The organism is Arthrobacter sp. Edens01 (assembly GCF_001307035.1).
GTDB lineage: Bacteria > Actinomycetota > Actinomycetes > Actinomycetales > Micrococcaceae > Arthrobacter_B.
Genome location: NZ_LKIU01000005.1, coordinates 904,415 through 927,129, shown reverse-complemented (window position 1 = coordinate 927,129; position 22,715 = coordinate 904,415). Strand labels below are relative to the sequence as shown.

Below are 22,715 nucleotides of genomic sequence, written 5' to 3'. Positions count from 1 at the left end.
AGGGATGAAGACTCTCGAACAGACCCAGTCCTGGCCCGCAGAAAACGTTTCCGCCGCCGTCATTGCGGCCGACGGTACCGTCCTCGGAACCGCCGGCGACCAGCAGAAACGGTTTCCGCTGGCCTCTGTCACCAAACTGCTGAGTGCCTACGCCTACCAGGTTGCCCTGGAAGAGGAAGCCCTGTCCCTGGACGATCCTGCGGGACCGGAAAACTCCACTGTCCGGCATCTCCTGGCCCACACCGGCGGCTATGACTTCGGGGACCGCACCGTCCGCTACGAACCCGGAACCCGGCGCCTGTACTCCAACGCCGGCTTTGAGGTCCTGGGCGAAACCCTGGAACACGCCACGGGCATCCCCTTCGCGGACTACCTGCAGGAAGCAGTTCTGGCTCCGCTGGGCATGAAGGACTCTTCTCTGGAGGGCTCACCGGCTGCCGGTGCGGTCTCAACGGCAGCGGATCTCAGCAGGTTCGCTGCGGAGCTGCAGAACCCAACTTTGATCTCGGCGGATTCGCTGGCCGCTGCCACTTCCGTGGTGTTCCCCGGTCTGGCCGGAGTACTGCCCGGCTTCGGCCGGCAGAAGGAGAACGACTGGGGCCTGGGATTCGAAATCCGCAACGGAAAGTCCCCGCACTGGACCGGGCAGGACAACTCTCCGAAGACCTTTGGGCACTTCGGACAGTCCGGGACGTTCCTGTGGGTGGACCCGGAGCTGAAAACCGCTGCGGTAGCCCTCACCAACCGGGACTTTGGTCCCTGGGCAGCGGAAGCCTGGCCACTCTACAACGATGCACTGGTGGCAGAGCTGCGCAGCAGCTAGCCACCAGCCGGGCAGGAGCTACCACCGGCCGTTGCGCGGGCGCTTCTGGCAGACCGGACAGCTGTACGACGAGCGGTTCATGAACGAATCACGGCGGATCAGTGTGGGAAGTCCTGCCACCTCGCACCGCGGACACGGCTCTCCCTCACGCCCGTAGGCATTCAGGGAACGGGCAAAGTAGCCGGATGCGCCGTTGACGTTGACGTACAGCGAATCAAAGCTGGTCCCGCCGGCTTCCAGGGCGCGGAGCATCACGTCACGCGCCGCTTCCACCAGCCGCAGGGCGTCTGCCCGGCGCATCGTGTCGGTGGGCCTGGCGAAGTGCAGCTTCGCTGCCCACAGCGCTTCGTCCGCATAGATGTTCCCGACGCCGGAGACCAGCCCCTGGTCCAGCAGCGCCCGTTTGATCCCGGTGCGGCGGGCCCTGAGCCGGCGGTAGAAGGTGTCAAAGGAGAATGCCGGGTCCAGCGGGTCACGCGCAATATGGGCGGCCTCGGACGGCACCAGCGGCAGGCCTGTTTCGGACAATCCGCCGGGCTCTCCGTCCGGAGTGGGCAACAGGTCCGCGAGGAAGACTCCGCCGAAGATCCGCTGGTCCACGAAGCGCAGTTCCTGGGGCATGACGGTCCCGTCCGCATCCACAGCCGGACTGAGCGTAAAGCGGACTTTCAGATGCTTCTCGTCCGGCAGTGACGGATCTTCCATGAGCAGCTGCCCGCTCATACCCAGATGGGCCATCAGCGCAAACGGGGGTTCGGCGTCGGGCGCTGAAGCCTCGGCCACCGGCATCCACAGGAACTTGCCGCGCCGGACTACGTCCAGCACACGCGCACCCTCAAGATTGCCGCGCAGGTCCTCAGGCCCGGGCGCATGCCGGCGGATGGAGCGGGTATCCAGGACCTCGACGCCGGTGATGGTGCGGCCGCGCACCCAGCGGGCAAGACCGCGGCGGACTACCTCGACTTCGGGGAGTTCAGGCATGGCACAGCTACGTGCCGGAAGGTGCCGCCGGAGCGGGGAGCGTTTCCCGGAGCTGCCGGCAGGTGTCAGCGGCTGCTTCCTGTTCGGCGTCCTTCTTGGAACGGCCGGTGCCCGTGCCAAACGCACGCCCGCCTATGTGCAGCACTGCAACGAAGCTGCGGGAATGGTCGGGGCCGGATCCGGTGACGCGGTATTCGATGTCGCCCATTTTCCGGGCGGCAGCGATTTCCTGGATGGAGGTCTTCCAGTCGGTGCCGGCACCAAGGGCGTCGGCATCATGGAGAAGCGGCCCGATGAGGCGCATGACCATTGAACGCGCGGTCTCAATGCCGTGGCAGAGGTACACCGCGCCGATGAGGGCTTCAGTGGTGTCGGCCAGGATGGAGGACTTGTCTTTGCCGTTGGTGAGTTTTTCGCCCTGGCCAAGCAGGATGAAATCGCCAAGCTTCAGCTGGCGGGCAACGGATGCGAGGGCCTTGGTGCTGACAACGGCGGAACGCCGCTTGGCCAGCTCACCCTCGGAAAGATCGGGATTGTCCCGGTAGAGCGCGTCCGTCACGGAGAACCCGAGAATCGAATCCCCCAGGAATTCAAGGCGTTCGTTCGTGGGGATGCCGCCGTGCTCGTACGCGTAGGAGCGGTGTGTGAGCGCAAGTTGAAGCGTCCCGGCATCGATATCGACGCCGAGACGCTTCAGAAGCTCTTCAGTATTTTTCACTTGCTGATTTTGCCCCGAAAAGCAGTGCGCCCCTTCAGCGGCTGCCGTGGAAGGCAGACGGTAAAGGGGACGGTCACTGGTCTTAGACGTCCGCGACCTTGCGGCCCTTGTATTCAAGGAACAGCGCGGTACCTGCGGAGTCGGTTACGACCTTGGCCTGGTGGGGCAGGCTGTAGGTAACGCGGCCGTTCTCAACGGTCTTTACCAGGTTGGGCGCAGTTGCCTTCCACTGGGACCGGCGTGCACGCGTATTCGAGCGGGACATTTTCCGCTTGGGAACAGCCACGACTAACTCTCTTCTCTCTCGTCTGACTCTGTACTTGTTGCCGCATCTTCAGCGGCGGTGCCAGCCAACCCGGCAAGGGCTGCCCAGCGAGGATCCACGACTTCATGGTGGTGACCCGGATCCTCCTCAAGGCGCACCCCGCATTCGGGGCAAAGGCCTTCGCAGTCCTCCCGGCACACCGGCTGGAACGGCAGGGAAGTTACCACTGCGTCCCGCAAAACCGGTTCAAGATCGATTACATCTCGCTCGATCCGGCGTTGCTCTTCTTCCTCTTCTTCTTCAAAGGACTCTGTGTCCTCGTAGTAGAAGAGTTCCTGCACATCGACGTCCTCGTTGTACTCGATGGGAACCAGGCACCGTCCACACTCCCCCTTGACGGGGACGAGTGCGGAACCCGAAACCAGGATCCCCTCGTGTACAGCCTCGAACCTCAGATCGAGCTCGATGTCCGATCCGAACGGCACGCCAATAAGCGCAACACCGAAGTCTTTCGGTGCCGGCACATGCTCATGCATTGTCCGCATTGTTCCCGGGCTGCGCCCGAGATCCTTGACATTAATCGCCAAGGGGGAACTCGGTTGTGACCGCGATGAAACGCTAATGAGAACTCCTGTAGAACATAGACCGACATATCATCTTAGCCCGACGAGGTGGAATCTCTCAAACCGGGGTTCCGGGCAGGGTGCTTGAAGCGCGCCCGGTTTCCGTCGTCCTTCCAAGTCTACCGCCTGGCAACGGGTCCGCGGTGCGGGTGAATGCCTGCCGTCCTGCCGCACTCCTCTACGCTTACACTGTGCTTTCTTCCCTTTCCCGCCGCCGGTTCCTCCGGACCGCCGCCGGATGCGCTGCCGCGGCAGTTTCCGTGCTGCTGGTCTGGCTGCTGGTGGCGGTGAACCTCTTTTACTATCCGCAGGCAACCCGCGAGCCCAGCAAGGCGGACGCCGTCGTTGTGCTTGCCGGCGCTGCGGCGGAACGCCTTCCCGTTGGCCGGGAATTGATGAAGCAGGAAAGCGCGCCCGTGCTGGTGCTCTCCACGACCGACACTCCGGGCAATACCAACATGGATATTGTCTGCAAGTATTCCCGTGACCCGGCTATCCGGTGCTTTGAGCCGTCACCGCTGTCCACCCGCGCCGAAGCCCGGGCTATCGCCAGGCTGGCGGCAGACAATGGCTGGGAGAACATCATCGTGGTGACTTCCAAGTACCACCTGGTCCGCGCCCGGGCCAACATTGAACAGTGCTCCAACGCGCATGTGCAGATGGTGGCCGCTGAACCCGACCTCGGACCTGCTCAGTGGGCCGGCAGGTTCGTCGAAGAAACCGGCGGAGTGCTGGCGGCGTTCCTCCGGCCGGCCTGCAGTTCCCCGATCGGTTAGACCATCCGCTTCAGCACAGTACTGGGAACGAAGTCCGTGATGTCCCCGCCCAGCGCAGCCACTTCCTTGATCAGGCTAGAGGACAGATGAGTGTAGGAATTCTCCGCGGCCAGGAACACGGTTTCGACACCTGTCAGCTGCCGGTTCATTACCGCCATGGGGAGCTCGTACTGATAATCCTGGACTGAGCGCAGGCCCTTTACGATGGCGCTGGCACCGTGCTCCCGGCAGAAATCCGCCAACAGCCCCTGCCCCATGGGAAGCACTGAGATCCCGGCCAGCGATCCCAGTGTCTCCGCGGCGATTTCCAGCCGCTCCTCTTCGGAGAAGCGGTACTTCTTGGCGTAATTGGTGGAGACGGCCACAATGACTTCATCGAACAGGTTCGCAGCGCGGGCAATCACTTCAAGGTGTCCGTTGTGAATAGGGTCAAAGGATCCGGGGCATACAGCGCGTCGCATATCTCGAATCTACCCGGTGAACTGCCCGGCGCCGCTGCAGGCACGGCGGAAGGGAAAACTCTCCAGCACAAGCCCTACGTCCACCGTGGTCTCGGGCAGGGACGCCCGGGCGGCGATCTCAGTCAGGAGCGGCTGTGTCAGCGAGCGCGCAGGAAGGTTACAGGCGCTCACCGCTGCGGCTTCGAGCGTTGTGAAGAAGTCCTCAAACTTGAATGTGTCTCCGCTGATCAGGAGGTCACTGATCCGCAGCCAGACCCAGGGCACACCGTAAGCCTGCGCAACGATGATGCCGTGCAGGGAACTGGAGATGCACACCTGCGCCCCGGCGATCTGCGCAACCACCGCTTCCACGCCTTCCCGTACGTCCACCAGCTGCACTCCGGGACCTGCCAGGTGCGCCAGGACGCTCCGATGGTCAAGGTGGGGAACGACGGCGACGGGCGGGCTGCTGTGCCGGTCCGCTGCGCTGAACTGTTCCGCAGGAAGGAACTGGCCTGCGGGAAGAAACTGGGGCAGCAGCAGGGCCGGATCGCCGAAGACTTCGGGAACCTCCCACCCGGCTTTGCCCATGAGCTCTTCCCGGGTGTGCCGGCCACGCACGGCGTGGACGCGTATGTCCCGCAGGCCCCTGAGGCGTTCCAGAGACTCCGCTCCCAGGGGTCCCATCAGCCCTGAGCCCCAGATCCGGGAACCATCCTGCTCCAGCCAACCGGCTATTGAGCCAACGGAGGCCAGTGGAGGTGAACCCAGCTGCCTGCCCCTGCCATTCACCGGGGTGAGCCCGCTCAGCCGGGCTGCCAGCCAGGGACCCGCTGCGTCTCCGAAGTTGGGCCGCTCATCCCACCAAAGCAGGTTCAGGAACTCCGGCGGAACGTCCCCGCCCGGCCGGACGGCACCAAGCATGTCATTGACCAGCCGGGAAACGTGTCCAATCCATCCGGCCGCCGAAGCCAGCAGGGCAGACGGAGAGGAGTCCTTGACCCGCCTCTCCAGTACGTGGCGTTCACCCCCGCTGCACACCAGGGCGAACCTGCCCACCAGCGCGTTCCGGAGGATGCGCCGCGCTTCGTCGGTGGGAGCCGTAACAGACAAGGCCACACCGCTGCCCGTCTCCACCAGCTCCAGCGTGAAGCTGCTTCCCCCGGCTTTGAAGTCAAAGGCCAGGCTGTCCGGCCCATGACGGCGCGTTCGGGTCCACACCGGTTCCGGCTGGGCAGCGGCCTTCTTTGCCGTGAGGGCCGCCAAGACGGCTGACGTCATCTTTCCTGCCTCCCGGTCCGGGCCAATGCCGGGCCGGCGTGCCTTCGTAAACGCCAGACACTATACCTGCCGCCCGTTTCCGCCCGGCCTGGGGTAATACTTGAAGGCATGACTTCAACACCCCGCATGCCCGCGCTTCGAGACTCTTTGGACGGGTCCCCCGCCCCCTGGCAGCGGACGGCAGCCGGCGCGAACCTCCTCGGAGCCGACGGCAACCTGGGCATCACCATCTTCGAGGAAATCACGGCCCTGGCCGGGACACACGGTGCCATCAACCTGGGGCAGGGCTTCCCGGACGAGGACGGCCCCGCAGAGATCCGGAACGCCGCACGCAAGGCGATCCTTGCCGGAATGAACCAGTACGCGCCCGGCCAGGGACTGCCGGTGCTCCGTGAGGCCATCGCCGAGCACCAGGAACGCTTTTACGGCCTGCAGCTGGACCCGGCAACGCAGGTACTGGTCAGCACCGGTGCAACGGAAGCCATCGCGTCGACCCTGCTCGCCCTTACGGGTCCGGGAGACGAGGTCCTGACCTTCGAACCCTTCTATGACTCCTACGGCGCAATCATTGGACTCAGCGGTGCCGCGCACACCACCGCTCCCCTGCTGGCACCGGACTTCCTGCCGGACCTGGACGCTTTGGAAGCGGCATTCACGGACCGGACCCGGGTGGTGCTGGTAAACAATCCGCACAACCCCACTGGAGCCGTTTTCCCCGCGGAGGTACTGCAGCGGATCGTGGATCTGGCAGTCAGGCACAATACCGTGATTGTCACGGACGAGGTTTACGAACACCTCACCTTCGGTCCGCGCCATATTCCGGTGGCTACGCTGCCCGGAGCGGCTGACCGGACCATCACCATTTCCTCAGCAGGGAAAACGTTCTCCCTCACCGGATGGAAGATCGGCTGGCTGAGCGGGCCGGCAGACCTGGTCGCAGCCATCCGGACCATCAAGACGTTCCTGACTTATTCCTCCGGCACACCGTTCCAGGCAGCGATTGCCGGTGGCCTGCGCATGGATGATTCCTTCTTCACGGACATCGCCGGAACCCTTCGCGCCAAGCGCAACGTTCTCTCAGCCGGCCTGCAGGCGGCGGGCCTGGACGTGTTCCAGCCGCAGGGAACGTATTTCGTGAACGCCGACGTCGCTCCCCTGGGCATCACTGATGCCACCGATCTGGCCCGCCGCCTGCCCGGGCTGGTGGGCGTTGCGGCAATTCCAGTGGCCATGTTCTGCCATCCGGAGGGTGCCGAACGCACGCGGACCCTGCTGCGGTTCGCGTTCTGCAAGAGGTTCGATGTGCTCCAGGAAGCCGCTGAGCGGATCTCCCGCCTCGGCGAGGTGCTCTGAGATGGCACGCCGTCCGCCGTCCCGGCTCCTGCGCGGAATCGGTGCCCACGCCGAACTCGATGAGGACGCGTTCACTGACGGTGCCTGGATCCTCAGCATTGGCGGCGCTCAGCAGTCCCACGTGAACCTGGCCCGTCCTGATGAGATCTTCTATGAGTATCTTCGCCGCATAGGCAATGTCCTGGATCTGGCCGCGCCGCCCGGAGCTCCGCTGCGGGTCCTGCATCTGGGCGCCGGTGCCCTGACACTGGCCCGCTATGTACAGGCCACCCGGCCGGGATCGGACCAGGTGGCAGTGGAGCTGGAACGCGAGCTCCTCGACTACGTCCTCGCCTACCTCCCGCTCCCGGAAGGCACCGTCCTGCAGACGGTCATTGGGGATGCCCGTGCGGAACTCGAGCGTTTCGATGCGGGCTCGTTCGACGCCGTCGTGCTGGATGTCTTTGCCGGGGCCGACGCCCCGGAGCATCTGGCGTCGGAAGAGTATTACGCGGAACTGCTGGCCCTGCTGTCAGAGCGCGGCGTGCTGCTGGTCAACGTTGGCGACGATCCGCCGCTGGCCTTCGCGCGCGCTCAGACCGCGGCACTGCAGCGCGTCTTCGGAGCGGCGGGCGGAGAAGTGGCAGCCCTGGGCGATTCCAGCATGTTTACCGGGCGGCACCCCGGGAACATTGTCCTGGCCGCAGTGCCTTTCCGCTGGCCTGCGGAGTGGACGCAGTCCCTTCTCCAGGCAGGTCCCCATCCGGCTGCAGTCCTTACCGGTGCAGACCTGGATGCCTTCGCAGGCGGGCGCTAGCCTTCTTCCGCCCCGGCCGGTTCCGCGAACCAGAGTGTGGTTTCCCCGTATGCCTTTTCACTGAAGCGTTCCATTCCGGCCGGCCAGACCGGTTCCGGTGAGCGGGTGGACCGTTCCACCACTACGACGGCGCCGGGAGCCAGCCGGGGGCTCAGGGACTGCAGGACGGCGGCAAGGCCGTCTTCATCCAGGGGGTAGGGCGGGTCAAGGAAGACCAGGTCCCATACCAGTCCGGGCGGCACACGCTGGAGGTAGGACTCCGCCTTTGTCCGATGGACGCGCACCCGTTCCGAGCCCAGGATCCGGTTGACCATGGCTGCGTTGGCCCGGCAGACGCCGGCTGGTTTTTCCGCCAGCTCCACCAGGTCCACCCGGGCGGCTCCGCGGCTGGCGCTTTCAACGCCGAGCGAGCCGGAACCGGCGAAAAGGTCCAGCACGTAGGCCCCGTCGAGGATGCCGTAGGACTCCAAACGGGAGAAGAGCGCTTCCTTGACCCGGTCCGTAGTAGGACGGGTGCCCGATCCGGGGACGCTGGACAGGGTGGATCCGCCGGCAACCCCGGCAATGATGCGGCTCATGGTTCCACTCTAGCCAGCACGCGCCGTCCTCCCGGCATCGCAGAAAGCCCGCGCGGACTCAGCCCCGGTCCAGGAATGCTTCCTTCTCGGGATTGAGGTAAGCCTCAATGGCCTCGTTCAGGGCCGGGTGCTCCAGCAGATCCGGGTCTTCCTGGATCAGGGCCTGGGCATCGGCGCGCGCGCGTTCAATGACCTTTTCGTCCTGGATGGCGCGCAGCAGTTTGAGCGTGGAACGGCCACCGGACTGGGATGCCCCCAGGATGTCCCCTTCGCGGCGCAGTTCAAGGTCCCGGCGGGAGAGCTCAAAGCCGTCAGTAGTCGCTGCAACAGCGTCCAGGCGTTCCCGGCTTGGGTGCCCGTTTTCAAGGTTCGTGACAAGCAGGCAGGTCCCGGGCAGGCCTCCGCGCCCTACCCGGCCGCGCAGCTGGTGGAGCTGGGAGATGCCGAACCGCTCGGCGTCGAGAATCACCATCATGGTGGCGTTGTGCACGTCAACGCCCACTTCGATCACGGTGGTGGAGACCAGCAGGTCGATCTCACCGCGGTTGAAGGCTTCCATGGTGGCTGACTTTTCCGACGGCTCCATCCTGCCGTGCAGCATACCCAGCCGGATGCCGGCCAGCGCCGGGAGCTCCTGCAGCCTCTCGACTGTTTCCAGTACGGATGCCAGCGGCCGCTGGTTGCGCTGGGCCGTACTCTGCGGCAGGTCCTCCAGCAGCGCCGGCTCTGTTCCCGGTTCCTCTTCCTTGTCCCCGATCTTGGGGCAGACCACGTAAACCTGGCGTCCGGCGTCGATCTCTTCCCGGGCCCGCGCCCAGATCCGCGGCCCCCAGGCCGGCTTGTCGGCCAGCGGCGCCAGATAGGTGGAGATCGGTGCCCGGCCGGCGGGCAGTTCCGTCAAAGTCGAAACGTCCAGGTCACCAAACACGGTCATGGCTACGGTGCGCGGAATCGGGGTTGCCGTCATGACCAGCAGGTGCGGAGTGCTGTCGCGTCCCTTCGTCCGCAGCACGTCCCGCTGCTCCACCCCAAACCGGTGCTGTTCATCCACTACCACCAGGCCCAGGTCCGCGAACTGGACGTGTTCGGAGAGCAGGGCGTGTGTGCCGATCACGATCCCTGCAGAACCTGATGCTGCCTCCAGCAGCGCTGCCTTGCGCTGCGCTGCGGACATGGATCCGGTGAGCAGGGTGATGCGGGTGGCGTTCTCGCTGCCGCCGAGCATTCCGCCCTGGCCAAGCGGGCCCAGTGTGCGGGTGATCGAGGCATAGTGCTGGGCCGCCAGGACCTCGGTGGGCGCCAGCAGGGCAGCCTGTCCCCCGGCGTCGACCACCTGGAGCATGGCACGCAGTGCCACCAGCGTCTTGCCGGAACCCACCTCGCCCTGCAGCAGCCGGTTCATGGGGTGTGGCTTCGCGAGGTCTGCGGCCAGTTCCCCGCCGATGCTTGCCTGTCCGGCGGTCAGGGTAAAGGGCAGGGAGGCATCAAAGGCATCCAGTAGCCCGCCCTGGACCGGCGGGCGCGCAGTGGCGTGCTGCTGGGCGGTGTAGGCATGCCTGCGGGCAAGCGCCGTCTGGAGCACCAGTGCTTCCTCATACCGGAAGCGGTGCCGGGCCTTGTACGCGTCTTCGATCACGGAGGGGCGGTGGATGGCTTCGAAGGCAGCAGCGATGCCCATCAGGTGTTCGCGGGCCCGGATGGCAGGCGGAATTGGATCCTGCAGCCGTTCGGTCTGCAGGGAGTCAAGCAGCACATCGATCGTGGTCTTGATTTCCCAGCTGGTGAGCTTCGCAGTGGCCGGGTAGACCGGGATGGGACGTTTGGCCTCTTCCTCGTCGTCGGCCTCGTCGCTGAGCAGTACGTAGTTCGGGTTGGTCAGCGTCAGCTGGCCCTTGTAAACGCCTACTTTCCCGGAGAACATGGCGCGGGTTCCCGCCTGCAGGTCCTTCAGGGCGTTGTAGCCGTTGAAAAAGGTCAGGTGCAGCATGCCCAGGGCGCCGGCGTCGTCGTCATCGGTGACCGTGACTTCCACGATCATGCCCTTCCGGGTCTGCATCCGGCGGGAGTTTATGCTCTGCACCCGGGCCACCAGGGTGACGTCCTCATCGAAGGGGAGCTCCAATATCCGGGTGAGTTCTCCACGCTCCATGTAACGCCGCGGAACATGGAGCAGCAGCTGCCCCACGGTGGTGATCCCCAGCTGCTTCTCGATCTTGTCCGCAGACTTCTTCCCGATCCGGCGGTTTAGCTCAAAGTCGAGTTCGCCGGGAATCCTGTCCTGCATGGGCCTCTAAGCTTCGCGGGCAAAATCGCCGACGGCGGACTGGCCGCGCGGCGGGACCTGCGGGATTTCGGTGGTCTGGTGTCCGTTGGCTGCAAGTTCAGTGATGGACACGTTGGTGGGTTCCCCCACCGCATGGAGGGCATCCATGGCGGCTCCGGCGTCGGGAGTGTGTACATGGACGCGCCAGCGGTAGCCGTCCCCCACCGGGCTGACTGCGCTCATGATCACCGAGTCGCCAAGTTCGTCCAGCTGCAGCCGCAGGGTGGCAGCATCGAGCGGACTGAGCGTGATGGTGCACATGACTTCCACGCCTTCGAGCTGCGGCTGGGTGCCGTGAATGTGCGGATCCTGCACATCGTACCCATGCAGGCCGTCCAGCAGTTCGCCCTGCAGTTCTTCTCCCAGGGCTGCAGCCCGCATGGCATCCAGTACCAGCAGGAAGCCGACTCCCCCGGCGTCCACGACGCCGGCGTCGGAAAGGGTTTCCAGCTGTTCCTCGGTGCGTACCACCGCAGCGAGGGCAGACGTCATCATCGCACGGAGGGTCTCCGCCAGTCCGGCATTGCTGTCGTCGCCGGTCTGTGCAGCTTCAACCTGGGCTGCGCCGCGCGCTGCCTCTTCCAGGACGGAAAGCATGGTTCCCGGCACCGGATCACTGAGGACCGACCAGGAGCGCAGCTGCGCCCGTTCCAGCGAGCGGGCAAGCAGCGGTGCGGACAAACGGGTATTTCCCTGGAGCGGTTCGGCCATTGAGGTGAGGAAGACAGACAGGAGGGTACCGGAGTTGCCCTTGGCCTGTTCCATGGCTGCACGGCCTGCTGCGGAGAGCAGTTCACCGATGTCCTGGGTGTCCAGGTCTGCTGCGGCCGCTGAAGCGGCCCGCATGGTCAGATAAAGGTTGGTCCCGGTATCGCCGTCGGCGACGGGGAAGATGTTGATTGCGTTCAGCCGGTCGCTGTGGTTTCCCAGGGACACTTCAGCCTTGCTCAACCATCGCTTCAGCGCCTGCGCGTTGGCGGTGATCTTAGTCTGCAAAGTAATCCCGTTCCGTGCTGCTGCTCATGCTTCTCCTCCGGATTATCTTCCGTAACGTCGTTGTCCGGAACCGGTTCGGTCAGTACGAAGCCTACCGCAGGGCTCCGACACGGGCCGATAAGCCTGCTGGTTTTATGCAAAGCTGGTCTCATGGGAAAACGGCTACACATGGAAGCTGCCGCCGCTCGCCACATGAGATCGGGGGCCAAGACCGCAGTACTCGACGAGGCTGCGGCTGCTGCTCCGTTCACGGCTCAGTCTGCTTCCCGTTCCGATCCCCGCGCTGACCGGTCCTACCGGCGCAAGCGCGCCATTGCCTGGACGCTGACGGTTTTGGTGGTGGCTGCCGTTCCAACGCTCATCACCCTCTTGGTGCTGTTCGGCTAAAACCGGGTAGAAACACCTGTAACACCCGCAACGCTGTTCCGTTACTCTCCCGTCCACTACGCTCGCCATCGCAGCCATGTGGGGTACCGCCTTGCCGCTTGTTATGCCCATCTACGGGACACGGCCCGAAGCCATCAAGATGGCTCCCCTTGTCGCGGAACTGCGCCGGTCTCCCGGCCTGGATTGTTTTGTGACCGTGACCGGCCAGCACCGTTCCATGCTGGACCAGGTCAACCGCCTCTTCGGCATCGTCCCCGACCATGACCTGAACATTTTTTCCCCGGGCCAGACCCTAAGCGGAATTCTCACCCGCACCATCGACGGTCTGGACAAGCTCTTCAGCGTCAACCAGCCAGATGCCGTCGTTGTCCAGGGCGACACCACCACCTCCACCGCAGCTGCAATTGCTGCCTTCAACCGCCGCATACCGGTGGTGCATCTGGAAGGCGGACTCCGCAGCGGGAACCTTCTTTCGCCGTTTCCGGAAGAGGCCAACCGCAGGATGACCTCGCAAATCGCAAGTCTGCATCTGGCTCCCACAGCTACCAGCAGGGACAACCTGGTCAGGGAGAGTGTCCCCGCCGAGAACATTGTGGTGACAGGCAACACGGTAATTGACGCTCTCCTGGCCACCGTCGGGAAGCAGGTGCCGTTCACTGACCCCGCACTGGAGAAAGTGGCTGTTTCGGGGATGCCTATTCTGCTGGCCACGACCCACCGCAGGGAAAACCAGGGCGGAGCCATGAGGGGAATAGGCAGGGCCCTTGCACGGATTGCGGATGCGGAGCCGGGGCTGGCCGTGGTTGTCCCGCTGCATAAGAATCCAGCGGTACGTGAAGCGCTCCTCCCTGCACTGGAAGGCAAGAGGAACGTCTTTGTGTCTGAACCGCTGGACTACGGAGAATTCTGCCGGCTGATGGCCATATCCCACCTCATTCTCACGGATTCCGGCGGCATTCAGGAAGAAGCGCCCACCCTCGGCAATCCGGTGCTGCTGATGCGTGGGAACACGGAACGCCCGGAAGCTGTTCTTTCCGGCGCAGTCAAGCTGATCGGGACGGACGAGGACCGGATCGTCTCTGAGGTGCAGCACTTGCTGCACGACGGCGCGGCCTACCGTTCCATGGCCGAATTGCCCAACCCGTACGGCGACGGTACCGCTGCCCGGCAGAGCGTTGCGGCAATCCGCCGCCTGCTGGGAAGAACGCATCAGAGACAAGACAACTAGCGAACTCAGTTCGGAACACACTCCATTCCCTGGGGGAATGGGCAAGGGGGAAAATTGATCGGCTGGCAGGTTCCGTTCCGGGCAGCCCGGAAACTAGAGCAGCGGCAAAACTGGCCGGCCGCCGCCCGGATATACCGGGCCATTCTGAGAAACGGTGAAGGGGAAAACCCGCGGGTCAATTTCCAGCTCGGCAATGCACTTTTCAGGGCCAACGATTTGGGTGAAGCCGAACGCTTCCTGTCCCGAGCCGTGGAGCTGAAACCGGGCACGGCCGCCTGGCATTATCGGCTGGGTTTTGTCCTCGAACGGCAGGCCCGGCCGGAACTGGCCATTAGGCACTACCAGTCGGCACTGGAAGTCCAGCCCGAGAATCCCTCATGGCACTACCGCCTCTACAGGTGCCACACCGCGGTGGGAAACAGGCAGGATGCCTATGACCATCTGGCTAAAGCCCTAAACGGCGACCAGGAAAACCCGAAGTACCACGATTTGGTGGCGGCTGAGCTTCGGAGCCGGGGCCCGCGCTGGCAGGAGGCACAGGCACTTGAGCGCGGCCAGCCCTACCACGAGGCCGATCCTTCCTGGCATCTGCGGATGGCGGAAAGCTACGCGTCCCTGAGCCGGCATCGGCAGTCCGCTGAGAGCTACCGCCGGGCCAACGCACTGAAACCGGCGGTCGCCGAGAACCTGTTCAAGGAAGCTGAACAGTGGGAACGCGCAGGCCGGACCAGTGAAGCCTCGGCGGCCTTTTCAGCTGGAGTTGCCTTGAAACCAGACGGCGAGGAATCCCGGTTCGGCCCCGGCGCCTACTATCAGCTCAAAGGCAACTGGGACATGGCCTCCAAGGCCTACGACCTTCGCAAGCGAGCCCGGCTGCTGGACGCCGAACTCCACTACCGGGCAGGACTGGCTCATGACCGCTGCTTCCGGTGGAAGGAAGCTGCTGCGAGTTACCTGTCTGCCGTTTCCCTCGAACCAAGTCAGCCTTATTGGCACTACAAGCTCGGGTTTGCCCACGAGCGGATGCAGGCCTGGCCGGAAGCCGTCGATGCCTACGAATACGCTGCTTCCCTGCGTCCCTCAAACCGCTACTGGTGGTACCGGGCGGGCTACGCGGGAGTAAAGGCCGGAGACTTGGAGCGGGCCTGCCTTTCCTTCCTCCGAGCGGCACCAGCGGATTTCCAGCCGGTTGAGCCGGGCACACAGCCTGTGTCTCCCAAGGGCGGCTATCTCTCGCAGCTTGCGTCACAACGGCTGGTGCTGAGGGACATAGCCAAGGACCCTGACCTCCAGTGCACTATTGCTGACGGCTTCGCGGCTGCAGGAGACTGGGCATCGGCCGCAGAGGGGTACGAGAAAGCGATCTACTGCTCGAACCGCCACGAGCCCCGGTTCTACTTCCTCTGGGGTCATGCATTGATGCAGACGGGTAACCTCTGCGGCGCCGCCGATGCATTCCTGCAGACCCGCATCTTCATGACGCCGGACGGCATAGACGTTCCGAAGTACCTGAAGAACACGGCGCAAAAACATTCAATGCAGTACCTCGAGTATTACGAGACCGTAGCGCTGCGGCCGAAGACAATTCTCTGGGAAAGCAATCACGGTGCGACGGTGGGCTGCCATCCCCTGGCGCTCTTCCGCCACCTCGCCGATTTGCCCGAATTCAGCGGCTACCGCCATGTTTGGGCGGTCAATGATCCTGCGGTCGTGCCCGACGATGTCCGGGACCGGGGTAATGTGTTTTTCGCCGTTCCCCACTCAGATTTGTATCTGCGGGTGCTGGCAACGGCATCACACTTGGTCAACAACGTCTCTTTCCCGCCCTATTTCATGCGCAGGGTGGGGCAGCGATACCTCAACACCTGGCATGGAACGCCTCTGAAGACCCTCGGTAGGGACATGCGGGGGCCAGCCATGGAACACAGCAACCTCGCTCGGAACTTTCTGCACAGCTCTCACATCATGTCCCCAAATGCCCATACGTCCTGGGCACTGATTGAGCGTCATGACCTCGAAGGACTTTTCCGGGGCAAGATCCGGGTGACGGGCTCACCCCGGCTGGACCGCATGGTGACCGGGGGCGGCCCGTTAAGGAACCACATTCGGAAGACCCTGAACGTCCCCGAGGACCTCCCGGTGGTGTTGTACGCACCGACCTGGCGGGGTTCCACCACCGACCGTGTCCTGGACAGGGACGCACTCCTGGCAGACCTGGAGGCGCTGGCCAGCACCCGGCACCAACTCGTCTTCCGTGCGCACAGGCTTACCGAGAAACTCCTCGCGGGCCTGGACCTCGGCGTCACCATCGTTCCACCGGAAATAGACACGAGCGACCTGCTCAGCGCCGTCGACGTCCTCGTCACGGACTACTCAAGCGTCGCCTTCGATTTCCTGCCGACGAAACGTCCAATCGTCTACTACGCCTATGACTACGAGCAGTATTCAGCAGAACGCGGCCTGTACCTGGACCTTGGGGAAATGCCGGGCGAGGTTTGCCTCACCAGGGAGGAACTCGGACCGCTGGTCAGTGACGCTCTTTCCGGCGGGCACACTGCATTCCAGGACCAGTATGCCGCGGGCGCCGAACAGTTTGCTCCCTATGAAGATGGCGGAGCCTGCGCGCGGGTTACTGACTTTTTCTTCCACGATTCCGATTCCGATTCCGATTCCGATTCCGGGACCGGGATCGGCATCGAGCCTGCGGCAGAACCGCCGGCTGCGCTCTTTCACCACAGCCTGATTCCAAACGGCATCTCCAGCTCGTTCCGGAATCTGGCAGGCAGCCTGAGCGGGGAAATCCGGAAAGTCCTGGTAGTCGAACCGCATGTGCTGAATAAGGACCCGGGGCGCCTCTCCCAGTTTCAGCTTCTCCCCGAGGACGTTCAGCTCGTTGGAAGAGTGGGTATCCATGCCTTTCGCCCTGAGGAACGCTGGCTCCATGACAGGTTCAACCGAAGCCACAGGCTTGATTCGCCGGAACAGCAGAAGATCCATTCGGCAGCGATGAAACGTGAGTTCTATCGAATCTTTGGTTCCTCGGTCTTCCAATCCCTGGTGGAATTCGACGGGTACTCGCCTTTCTGGACGGCCCTGCTGGCAGCCGGCGGGCGCGAAACCAAACGCACCATCTACCTGCATAACGACATGCTGAACGAATGGAAGATGAAGTTCGCCAACCTGGAGGCGGTGTTCCGCCTCTACCCGGAGTTTGACCGGCTGCTCTCCGTGTCAGAAAGCCTGGGGCACGAAAACGCCCGGAATGTGGGGAGCGCCTTCAACATTGACCGGGACCTCTTTGGCTACTGCAACAACCAGATCGATGCCGAAGCCGTAATGCAGAGGTCGGGCGCCTCGCTTGACCCCGACCTCGCAGAGTGGTTTGCGGCCGGCGAGCAGAACGTGCTGGCGATCGGCAGGCTCTCACCGGAGAAGGATCATGCCAAGCTCATCAGCGCTTTCATCCGGTACAGGGAGAACAACCCCGATGCGAACCTGACCATCATTGGTGACGGCCCGTTGCGGGCCGACCTTGAGCAGCAGATCCATAACTCCGGCGCCGGGGAATACATTCTGCTAGCCGGACAACGGGAGAATCCGTATCCGGCGCTTGCCCTCGCCTCGGCCCTGGTCCTCAGCTCACTGCACGAAGGACAGCCCATGGTGCTCTTCGAGGCGATGATTCTTCAGCGCCCCATTATCTGCACCAACCTTCCCGGGCCGCGCGACATCCTCCAGGACCGCTACGGGCTCATCGTGGAGAACTCCGAGGACGGAATTCACGGCGGGCTGATGCGGCTGGCGGACGGGAACCTGCCCAGGGAAACTTTCGATCCCGCTGCTTACGCCAAGGAGGCTGGATACCAATTCCTCACTGCTGTTCTTTGAACTGTTCTTTGAATCAGGCACCTTTCCGAATTGTCCAGCGCAATCCCAAGGTCCAGGAGGCGTAGCGTGCGTTCAGTTTGTTTTTCAATGGTCAAAAACGAAGAAGACATCATAGAAGCGTTCGTCCGTCACACACTAAGCCAAGTAGACCATCTCTACGTTGCGGATAACCTGTCCACGGATGGAACGAGGGACATCCTCGACGCGCTCGTGGCCGAAGGGCTCCCGTTGACGGTCTCCCTCGACCCTGCCCAGGCGATGGAACAAAACGTCAAAATGACATCCATGTACCGGCGATATGCTGCAGCCGACAACTTCGATTTCGCCTTTTTCCTGGACGCCGACGAGTTCCTCCGGCTGGACAAAGACCTTATGGTGGCCGTTCCACGACGGGCTGGCAAGGGCATGGCCTTCTATGTTCCCAGGCTGAATTATGTGTACACGGGAGAACCGAAAGCCGGAGATGCCCTTTCCGTTTTCGATACGATGATCACCTTGGACACGATGAAGCTGTCACCGAAATCGATGATTTTTCATGACAAGGCCGGGTGCCGCCGCTACCACATCGGTAACGGGAACCATCATGTACGTGACTGGGCGCAGGGCGGACAAACAGTCTCAGAAGAACAACCGCAGCCCTTTGCTACCATGCTGCACTTTCCCATTCGGTCCGTCGAACAGTACCTGAGTAAAAGTCTGCTCGGTTGGCTCGCGATGCAGCTGAGGGCGGAAGGGGTCAACGATGCAGATCAGACCATTGGCAAGCATTGGCGCACACAGTATCGGCTGATCCTGCAGGAAAATGCAGACGTGACGGAAGAACTGGTCAAGAAGAACCTCTACGGCTCAGCGCCGGAAAACAGGCGTGGAGAGGAAAGGCCATTCCGACCAGATTTCCCCATCCGCTATGCGAATCTCATGCGGCATGAATCCGTGATGGTCCAGTTGGTGAAAATGTACTCGCGGACCATCGACGCCCTGTGGCAGGAGCGTGCTGAATGGGAGCAGCGTCTTGAAGGTCTGAAGACGCAGGCCACAGAGCCCGAGGCCAGTGTCCCCTGACAGTCAGAGCGTCAACTGTGCTGATCGGTGCATCTCGTCATTCGCACGGTCAAGGTCCTCGGCAAAGTCGACTTCAACGGCGTAGTAGCGGCTGATGTCGACCGGGAGATAGGCCACGCCGTCGTGCCTGATCGTTCCGACAATCCCTCCCTCGAAGTACTCCTGGTCATCAACCTCAGCCAGACGGTTGAGCAGGTTTTTCTTGTCTGCCGCTGAGATGTAGTTGATACCAACGGCTTCTCCCAAAGCATTCCTCACCGCCTTGGACAACTGGTCGATGTGGCCGTGCCCGTCAACCGTGTACTTAACCTCTTCATCAGAGACCGCGGAGGTGTCAACGGCGACAAAGGACTGGTCGGCTTCGATGTAGGGCCTCAATTCCTCAAACATCGCCGGATCGAAAACCACGTCACCGTTCATCCAGAGCACACCGCCCTGGTAGGAGTTCCTGAGGGCTTTCAGCAGGCTCTTGGACGTGTTGGTCTGGTCAAAGGCTTCGTTGTAGACGAACGAAGCATCGGGCATATGCTCCATGATTTGTTCGAGCTTGTATCCCACCACGATTGTGAGGTGCAGCTCTTCCCCGAACGCGGAGCGGAGATTGCCCACCTGCTGTTCCATGATGGTCCGGCCGTCGTTTAGCTGGGTCATCGATTTAGGGTGTGGACTGGCAAGCCTGGTACCCATGCCGGCGGCGAGAATGACGGCTTGTACTGTCATGACTATGCTCCTGACACTCGGCAATCCGGCAGGTACGAATAGACCCTGATTTACACTCTGGATTGATTCGAAGACCTAGGAACTACCAGACAGGATGCATTGCCACAACAGTGCTTTTAATCGTCTCCAAAAACGGCCCGGCAAACACGGAGGGCCGCACCGCCGTCGTCCAGCGGAGCGTATGTCTCCACGAAAGTCCGGTACTTTCCTGTCCACCGCCCCGGCTCATAAGTACGTATTTGCTCGAACAGTTCCTCACTGTTTTCCGCTACGGGTCCGGGGGCTTCCTCTTCCAAATCGAAATAGAATCCACGGGTCCTGTCGCGGTACTGCGCAAAATCCGGTGCCAGGAAGAACATCGGCTTACCGGTGACCGCAAAATCGAACATGATGGACGAGTAGTCAGTGACTAGAACATCCGCGGCCAGGCAGAGGCCGGAAACGTGAGGATAGCCCGTCACGTCCGTCATGCCCCTGACCGAATTCCCCTGGCGGCCGGACACCTTGTGGTGGCCGCGGTAGAGCATCGAGTATCCGGGACCCAGCTGTGCAACGGCCTCGGGCCCGTTGAGATAGTTGACTGCCTGCACTCTTCCGCTGTGGTCAACGGCAGTGTCACGCCATGTTGGGGCGTACAGCACCACCGTGTTTTGCGGAGGGATCCCCAGCCGCTCCCGCACCGAAGCGCGAACGGAGGACGCCGCTGGACTGCTCAGCGGATCATTTCGGGGATATCCCAGCACAGCGACCCGGCCGCTGTAGCGGAACGCCGCGGCGAGCCGCTCACCGGCGATCGGACTCTGTGCCAGCAGCATGTCCCATTCCCCCGGTTCCCGCTCAAGCGTGCGCAGGTAGGAGGGCGTCAGCCGTTGGTGCGGGGTGTCCAGCCCCACGCGCTTCAGCGGTGTGCCGTGCCAGGTCTGCACGTAAACCTGTCCTTCGCGTTTGCGGAAGAACACGGGAAAATCGTTGTTGTTGACCAGATACTTTGCGTTCCCCAGGACCCGGAACCAATCAGTGCTGAATCTCTGCAGCGGCACGCATCCCTCCGGAACGGGCGTTGAGGCGTCCGCGACGCTCCAGAACCTCTTGAGCTCCGGCCGGTATCCGGCGAGCGCCTGGGAGATGGCCAGTCCGCTGTCCGACGCCGTGATACCGCCAAAGGTCTCGAACAGCACCGCGCTCTCGTCCAAGGGACTGGAGCTTCCCCAATAGGTTTCAATCAGGCGGCGTCGGTTATATCCGCCCCGTTCCCCGCTTTTCAAAGAGGACAGCAGCCGCAGCTGGAACGCCTGCCCATGGCTCCGAGCTGGTGACACAATCCGAAGGCGGGCCATGTCTGCCTCTGCCCGTACACCGGCGAGCGCCCCCGTCACGACTACCGGATCCGTGCGCCCGCGTCCGCTCCCCCGCGACACCAGACGGTAATGGCCGAACCCGGGAAAAGATGCTCCCGCACCCCAGCGGTCCCTGGAGAGTTCGAACACAGCCTCAGTCTGCCCGTTCACACCGGCCCGCAGGGCGTCAGCGACAACAGTCTCCGGGCCTGCCAATGCCAGGTCGCCCGGCTGCTGCAGCGAACCCGCACTCCCATGAAGAACAACCACGACGGCGCTGCCCTCGGTCCGCCAGCCGCTTACCGTGATCCGGGCAGGACCCAGCGTTAGCGTGAGGAATCCGAACCCGGTTGCCGCCGCGCGGATCCGCTCGCCCGGCCCGGCCAGCGGCTCCAGTTCCCCGGTTCCGGCCGCTGTCCCCACGTGCTGGAGAGAGCCCGGTTTCCCTGCACGGATCTGGCCGGTCAGCTCACCGCCGGAAAGGCTCGGTGTTGCTTCGGGGGGAACGGACAGGGTGAAGGTGGCCGGGTCAGAGGGCTCAGCCTCAAATGGAAGGCAAGCCACTCCGGGCACGTCCAGCACGACGCCGTCAGGCGCCTCGCCGCGGAAGGTAACGGACACGGTGGTGTCGTTCACAGTCGGCGGGTCCGCCAGGTACCGGTAGCTGACCGCGGTAAACCGCAGTCCGAGGACTCCGTCGAAGAGAGCACAGAGCCTGCGGCTGCCGACGACGGGACCAATCGGTAACCGGGAAGGCACACGGTCCGCATCCCGCGAGGCCAGCCTGTCACGGACAACCATGCCCAGGGCGGACAGTTCCAGCTCCAGATACCACTCATTGGTCCGTGTTCCCTCCATTGCTGCCAGCACGGTGGGCGCGTCCAGCTCTGCAGAGAAACCGGCGCCGGCATAGGAGTTCAGCTGGTCACCCGAGGCCTCGTCGATGGCAGAGCGGTGGTGCCTCACAACAGGAAGCGGCAGACGGGTGCCGGTACTTGGTTCCACCAGCCACAGGTTCAGCTTCACCGGCTCCTTCTCGGCGTCCAGGCCCTCCACGTAGGCGAACCCGCCCAGCTGAAGGGTTTCTCCCTTCCAGCCAAAAAGGCTGACGCTGCTTCGGACCGTAGGTTCCCCGCGCAGCCGCAGCAGCCCTGCGGGCAATGGCAGGCTGACCAGGGGAAGATAGCCGGGGATTTCGTCCACGGATCCGCCGGAGTTTGTACCCAGCCGATACCCGGTTCCGCAGTCCTGCAGTTCTGCCAGCACAGTCCTCAAGTCCTCCAGGGATCCGCCGGCAGCGAGGAACACAAGGATGCGTGAGTGAACGGGAAACCGGTCCAGCGCTCCCGGTGTACGGCTCATGTGAGCAGCGACCGCCACCACAAGTTTCCAGTAGGACTCCTCCTGGCGGGGAACCTCTTTCGAGAAGCGGAGCCACTCAGTCCCGAGAGCTGCGCCGAACCAGGCGCTAACCGCTTCTTCTCGGCCTTCTTCGCAGACCAGGTCAGTTACTCTACTCGCCCTCTCAGCTAGCTGGAGGAGCTCCTCATGAACGGTCACCGCTCCGGGCATGTCAGGAGGCGTCCCTGTGGGAGTGACCACGTAGTCGAACCTGCCGGCCTGCAGGTATCCCCGCAGCGCGAGTGACTCCGTATCCTCTCCGGACGCGTCCCCGATAATCGGTTCCACGAATGCCCTGCGGTAAAGCTTCGTCCACGTCTCGGTGTCGGCGAGCGCGTCCGGACGGGTGAGCAGAGTGAACCCTTCCCGTTGCGTTTCCAGCAGCCGGGCTATGCTCCTGCCGGCAGGAGACGACGCCGTAGCTGGTACCGCTGCCACGAAATCGGCTGCTGATTTGTCCAGGGCTGCGGCGAGCCGCCGGTGTAGTCCGGGATCAGGCACCGCACCCGGCTCAACGAACGCGAGAAATGCTCCGGCCGACGCGTTTACGGCGTCCTCCAGGCGCCCGGTTCCAGGCAACAGGAAAAGCCGCTGATCCTCGCCCTCCATTGCGACCAGCGCAGGGGGCGCAGCACCGTGTGGAACCATCACGATGATTTCCAGGTCATGCTCATCCTGGGCCAGGAGTGCGGCCACTGTCCGCAGCAGCGCGTCTTCATCGTGCTGCGCCAACAGCACC

The 22,715-nt window shown here is 63.2% G+C and carries 19 protein-coding genes; 8 read left to right on the top strand and 11 right to left on the bottom strand.

Annotated features, from left to right (window positions below; translation table 11 throughout):
- Positions 1-4 precede the first annotated feature (4 nt).
- Complete coding sequence (locus AO716_RS10445) at positions 5-823, top strand: serine hydrolase domain-containing protein (RefSeq protein ID WP_055240808.1); 819 nt, start codon at positions 5-7, stop codon at positions 821-823.
- 18 nt (positions 824-841) lie between these two features.
- Here AO716_RS10445 and mutM read toward each other — a convergent pair whose 3' ends face one another.
- The 4 genes from mutM to AO716_RS10425 all read right to left on the bottom strand — a co-directional run bounded on the left by mutM (position 842) and on the right by AO716_RS10425 (position 3,374).
- Positions 842-1,804: a bifunctional DNA-formamidopyrimidine glycosylase/DNA-(apurinic or apyrimidinic site) lyase gene (mutM, locus tag AO716_RS10440; protein ID WP_055240807.1), complete on the bottom strand. Its 963-nt coding sequence runs from the start codon at positions 1,802-1,804 to the stop codon at positions 842-844.
- A gap of 7 nt (positions 1,805-1,811) precedes the next feature.
- Positions 1,812-2,522, bottom strand: coding sequence for a ribonuclease III (gene rnc / locus AO716_RS10435; RefSeq protein ID WP_055240806.1), 711 nt, complete (start codon positions 2,520-2,522; stop codon positions 1,812-1,814).
- 82 nt (positions 2,523-2,604) lie between these two features.
- Positions 2,605-2,808, bottom strand: coding sequence for a 50S ribosomal protein L32 (gene rpmF / locus AO716_RS10430; RefSeq protein ID WP_055240805.1), 204 nt, complete (start codon positions 2,806-2,808; stop codon positions 2,605-2,607).
- A gap of 2 nt (positions 2,809-2,810) precedes the next feature.
- Complete coding sequence (locus AO716_RS10425; RefSeq protein WP_055240804.1) at positions 2,811-3,374, bottom strand: YceD family protein; 564 nt, start codon at positions 3,372-3,374, stop codon at positions 2,811-2,813.
- A 227-nt stretch (positions 3,375-3,601) separates the two neighbouring features.
- Here AO716_RS10425 and AO716_RS10420 point away from each other — a divergent pair, with 227 nt between their 5' ends.
- The gene (locus AO716_RS10420; protein WP_160317929.1) at positions 3,602-4,186 is read left to right on the top strand and encodes a YdcF family protein; all 585 of its coding nucleotides are present in this window, start codon (positions 3,602-3,604) and stop codon (positions 4,184-4,186) included.
- On the opposite strand, the gene coaD is transcribed toward AO716_RS10420, so the two are convergent.
- Both coaD and AO716_RS10410 read right to left on the bottom strand, forming a co-directional pair.
- Entirely contained in the window at positions 4,183-4,647 is a 465-nt protein-coding gene (gene coaD / locus AO716_RS10415) for a pantetheine-phosphate adenylyltransferase (protein ID WP_055240802.1), read from the bottom strand. The genes AO716_RS10420 and coaD overlap by 4 nt on opposite strands.
- Before the next feature lie 9 nt (positions 4,648-4,656).
- Positions 4,657-5,907 (bottom strand): polysaccharide pyruvyl transferase family protein, encoded by a 1,251-nt coding sequence (locus AO716_RS10410; RefSeq protein WP_055240801.1) that lies wholly within the window; start codon positions 5,905-5,907, stop codon positions 4,657-4,659.
- Positions 5,908-6,015: 108 nt separating this feature from the next.
- On the opposite strand from AO716_RS10410, the gene AO716_RS10405 reads away from it, so the two are divergent.
- Together AO716_RS10405 and AO716_RS10400 are read left to right on the top strand one after the other, a co-directional pair.
- Positions 6,016-7,260 carry an aminotransferase class I/II-fold pyridoxal phosphate-dependent enzyme gene (locus AO716_RS10405; protein ID WP_055240800.1) on the top strand — a complete coding sequence of 415 codons (1,245 nt, stop codon included), beginning with the start codon at positions 6,016-6,018 and terminating at the stop codon, positions 7,258-7,260.
- A 1-nt stretch (position 7,261) separates the two neighbouring features.
- On the top strand, positions 7,262-8,056 hold the full coding sequence (locus tag AO716_RS10400) for a spermidine synthase (protein WP_055240799.1): 795 nt from the start codon (positions 7,262-7,264) through the stop codon (positions 8,054-8,056).
- Here the strand turns inward: AO716_RS10400 and rsmD are convergent.
- From rsmD to AO716_RS10385, 3 genes are read right to left on the bottom strand one after another with little or no spacing between them, the layout of a single operon-like run.
- Positions 8,053-8,634 carry a 16S rRNA (guanine(966)-N(2))-methyltransferase RsmD gene (rsmD, locus tag AO716_RS10395; RefSeq protein WP_055240798.1) on the bottom strand — a complete coding sequence of 194 codons (582 nt, stop codon included), beginning with the start codon at positions 8,632-8,634 and terminating at the stop codon, positions 8,053-8,055. The genes AO716_RS10400 and rsmD overlap by 4 nt on opposite strands.
- A 58-nt stretch (positions 8,635-8,692) precedes the next feature.
- Positions 8,693-10,918, bottom strand: coding sequence for an ATP-dependent DNA helicase RecG (locus tag AO716_RS10390; protein ID WP_055240797.1), 2,226 nt, complete (start codon positions 10,916-10,918; stop codon positions 8,693-8,695).
- Positions 10,919-10,924: 6 nt separating this feature from the next.
- Positions 10,925-11,953 (bottom strand): DAK2 domain-containing protein, encoded by a 1,029-nt coding sequence (locus AO716_RS10385; protein ID WP_404320319.1) that lies wholly within the window; start codon positions 11,951-11,953, stop codon positions 10,925-10,927.
- A 150-nt stretch (positions 11,954-12,103) separates the two neighbouring features.
- Between AO716_RS10385 and AO716_RS10380 the strand changes: the two genes are divergently transcribed.
- The 4 genes from AO716_RS10380 (at position 12,104) to AO716_RS10365 (ending at position 18,518) form a co-directional block, all read left to right on the top strand.
- Entirely contained in the window at positions 12,104-12,340 is a 237-nt protein-coding gene (locus AO716_RS10380) for a hypothetical protein (protein ID WP_152969944.1), read from the top strand.
- A 91-nt stretch (positions 12,341-12,431) separates the two neighbouring features.
- Positions 12,432-13,568 carry a non-hydrolyzing UDP-N-acetylglucosamine 2-epimerase gene (wecB, locus tag AO716_RS10375; RefSeq protein ID WP_055242120.1) on the top strand — a complete coding sequence of 379 codons (1,137 nt, stop codon included), beginning with the start codon at positions 12,432-12,434 and terminating at the stop codon, positions 13,566-13,568.
- Between the two features lie 54 nt (positions 13,569-13,622).
- Complete coding sequence (locus AO716_RS10370) at positions 13,623-17,456, top strand: CDP-glycerol glycerophosphotransferase family protein (RefSeq protein WP_055240795.1); 3,834 nt, start codon at positions 13,623-13,625, stop codon at positions 17,454-17,456.
- 87 nt (positions 17,457-17,543) lie between these two features.
- On the top strand, positions 17,544-18,518 hold the full coding sequence (locus AO716_RS10365) for a glycosyltransferase family 2 protein (protein ID WP_055240794.1): 975 nt from the start codon (positions 17,544-17,546) through the stop codon (positions 18,516-18,518).
- Between the two features lie 3 nt (positions 18,519-18,521).
- Here the strand turns inward: AO716_RS10365 and AO716_RS10360 are convergent, their stop codons facing one another.
- The gene (locus AO716_RS10360) at positions 18,522-19,238 is read right to left on the bottom strand and encodes an NTP transferase domain-containing protein (protein ID WP_055240793.1); all 717 of its coding nucleotides are present in this window, start codon (positions 19,236-19,238) and stop codon (positions 18,522-18,524) included.
- A 116-nt stretch (positions 19,239-19,354) separates the two neighbouring features.
- Complete coding sequence (locus tag AO716_RS10355) at positions 19,355-22,708, bottom strand: CDP-glycerol glycerophosphotransferase family protein (protein WP_160317928.1); 3,354 nt, start codon at positions 22,706-22,708, stop codon at positions 19,355-19,357.
- Between the last annotated feature and the right edge of the window lie 7 nt (positions 22,709-22,715).

Coding starts and splice junctions, on each gene's coding strand:
- AO716_RS10365 (WP_055240794.1), top strand. CDS start 17,544: ATGGTCAAAAACGAAGAAGACATCATAGAAGCGTTCGTCCGTCACACA.
- AO716_RS10445 (WP_055240808.1), top strand. CDS start 5: ATGAAGACTCTCGAACAGACCCAGTCCTGGCCCGCAGAAAACGTTTCC.
- AO716_RS10400 (WP_055240799.1), top strand. CDS start 7,262: ATGGCACGCCGTCCGCCGTCCCGGCTCCTGCGCGGAATCGGTGCCCAC.
- AO716_RS10405 (WP_055240800.1), top strand. CDS start 6,016: ATGACTTCAACACCCCGCATGCCCGCGCTTCGAGACTCTTTGGACGGG.
- AO716_RS10380 (WP_152969944.1), top strand. CDS start 12,104: ATGGGAAAACGGCTACACATGGAAGCTGCCGCCGCTCGCCACATGAGA.
- mutM (WP_055240807.1), bottom strand. CDS start 1,804: ATGCCTGAACTCCCCGAAGTCGAGGTAGTCCGCCGCGGTCTTGCCCGC.
- rsmD (WP_055240798.1), bottom strand. CDS start 8,634: ATGAGCCGCATCATTGCCGGGGTTGCCGGCGGATCCACCCTGTCCAGC.
- AO716_RS10390 (WP_055240797.1), bottom strand. CDS start 10,918: ATGCAGGACAGGATTCCCGGCGAACTCGACTTTGAGCTAAACCGCCGG.
- AO716_RS10360 (WP_055240793.1), bottom strand. CDS start 19,238: ATGACAGTACAAGCCGTCATTCTCGCCGCCGGCATGGGTACCAGGCTT.
- coaD (WP_055240802.1), bottom strand. CDS start 4,647: ATGCGACGCGCTGTATGCCCCGGATCCTTTGACCCTATTCACAACGGA.
- AO716_RS10410 (WP_055240801.1), bottom strand. CDS start 5,907: ATGACGTCAGCCGTCTTGGCGGCCCTCACGGCAAAGAAGGCCGCTGCC.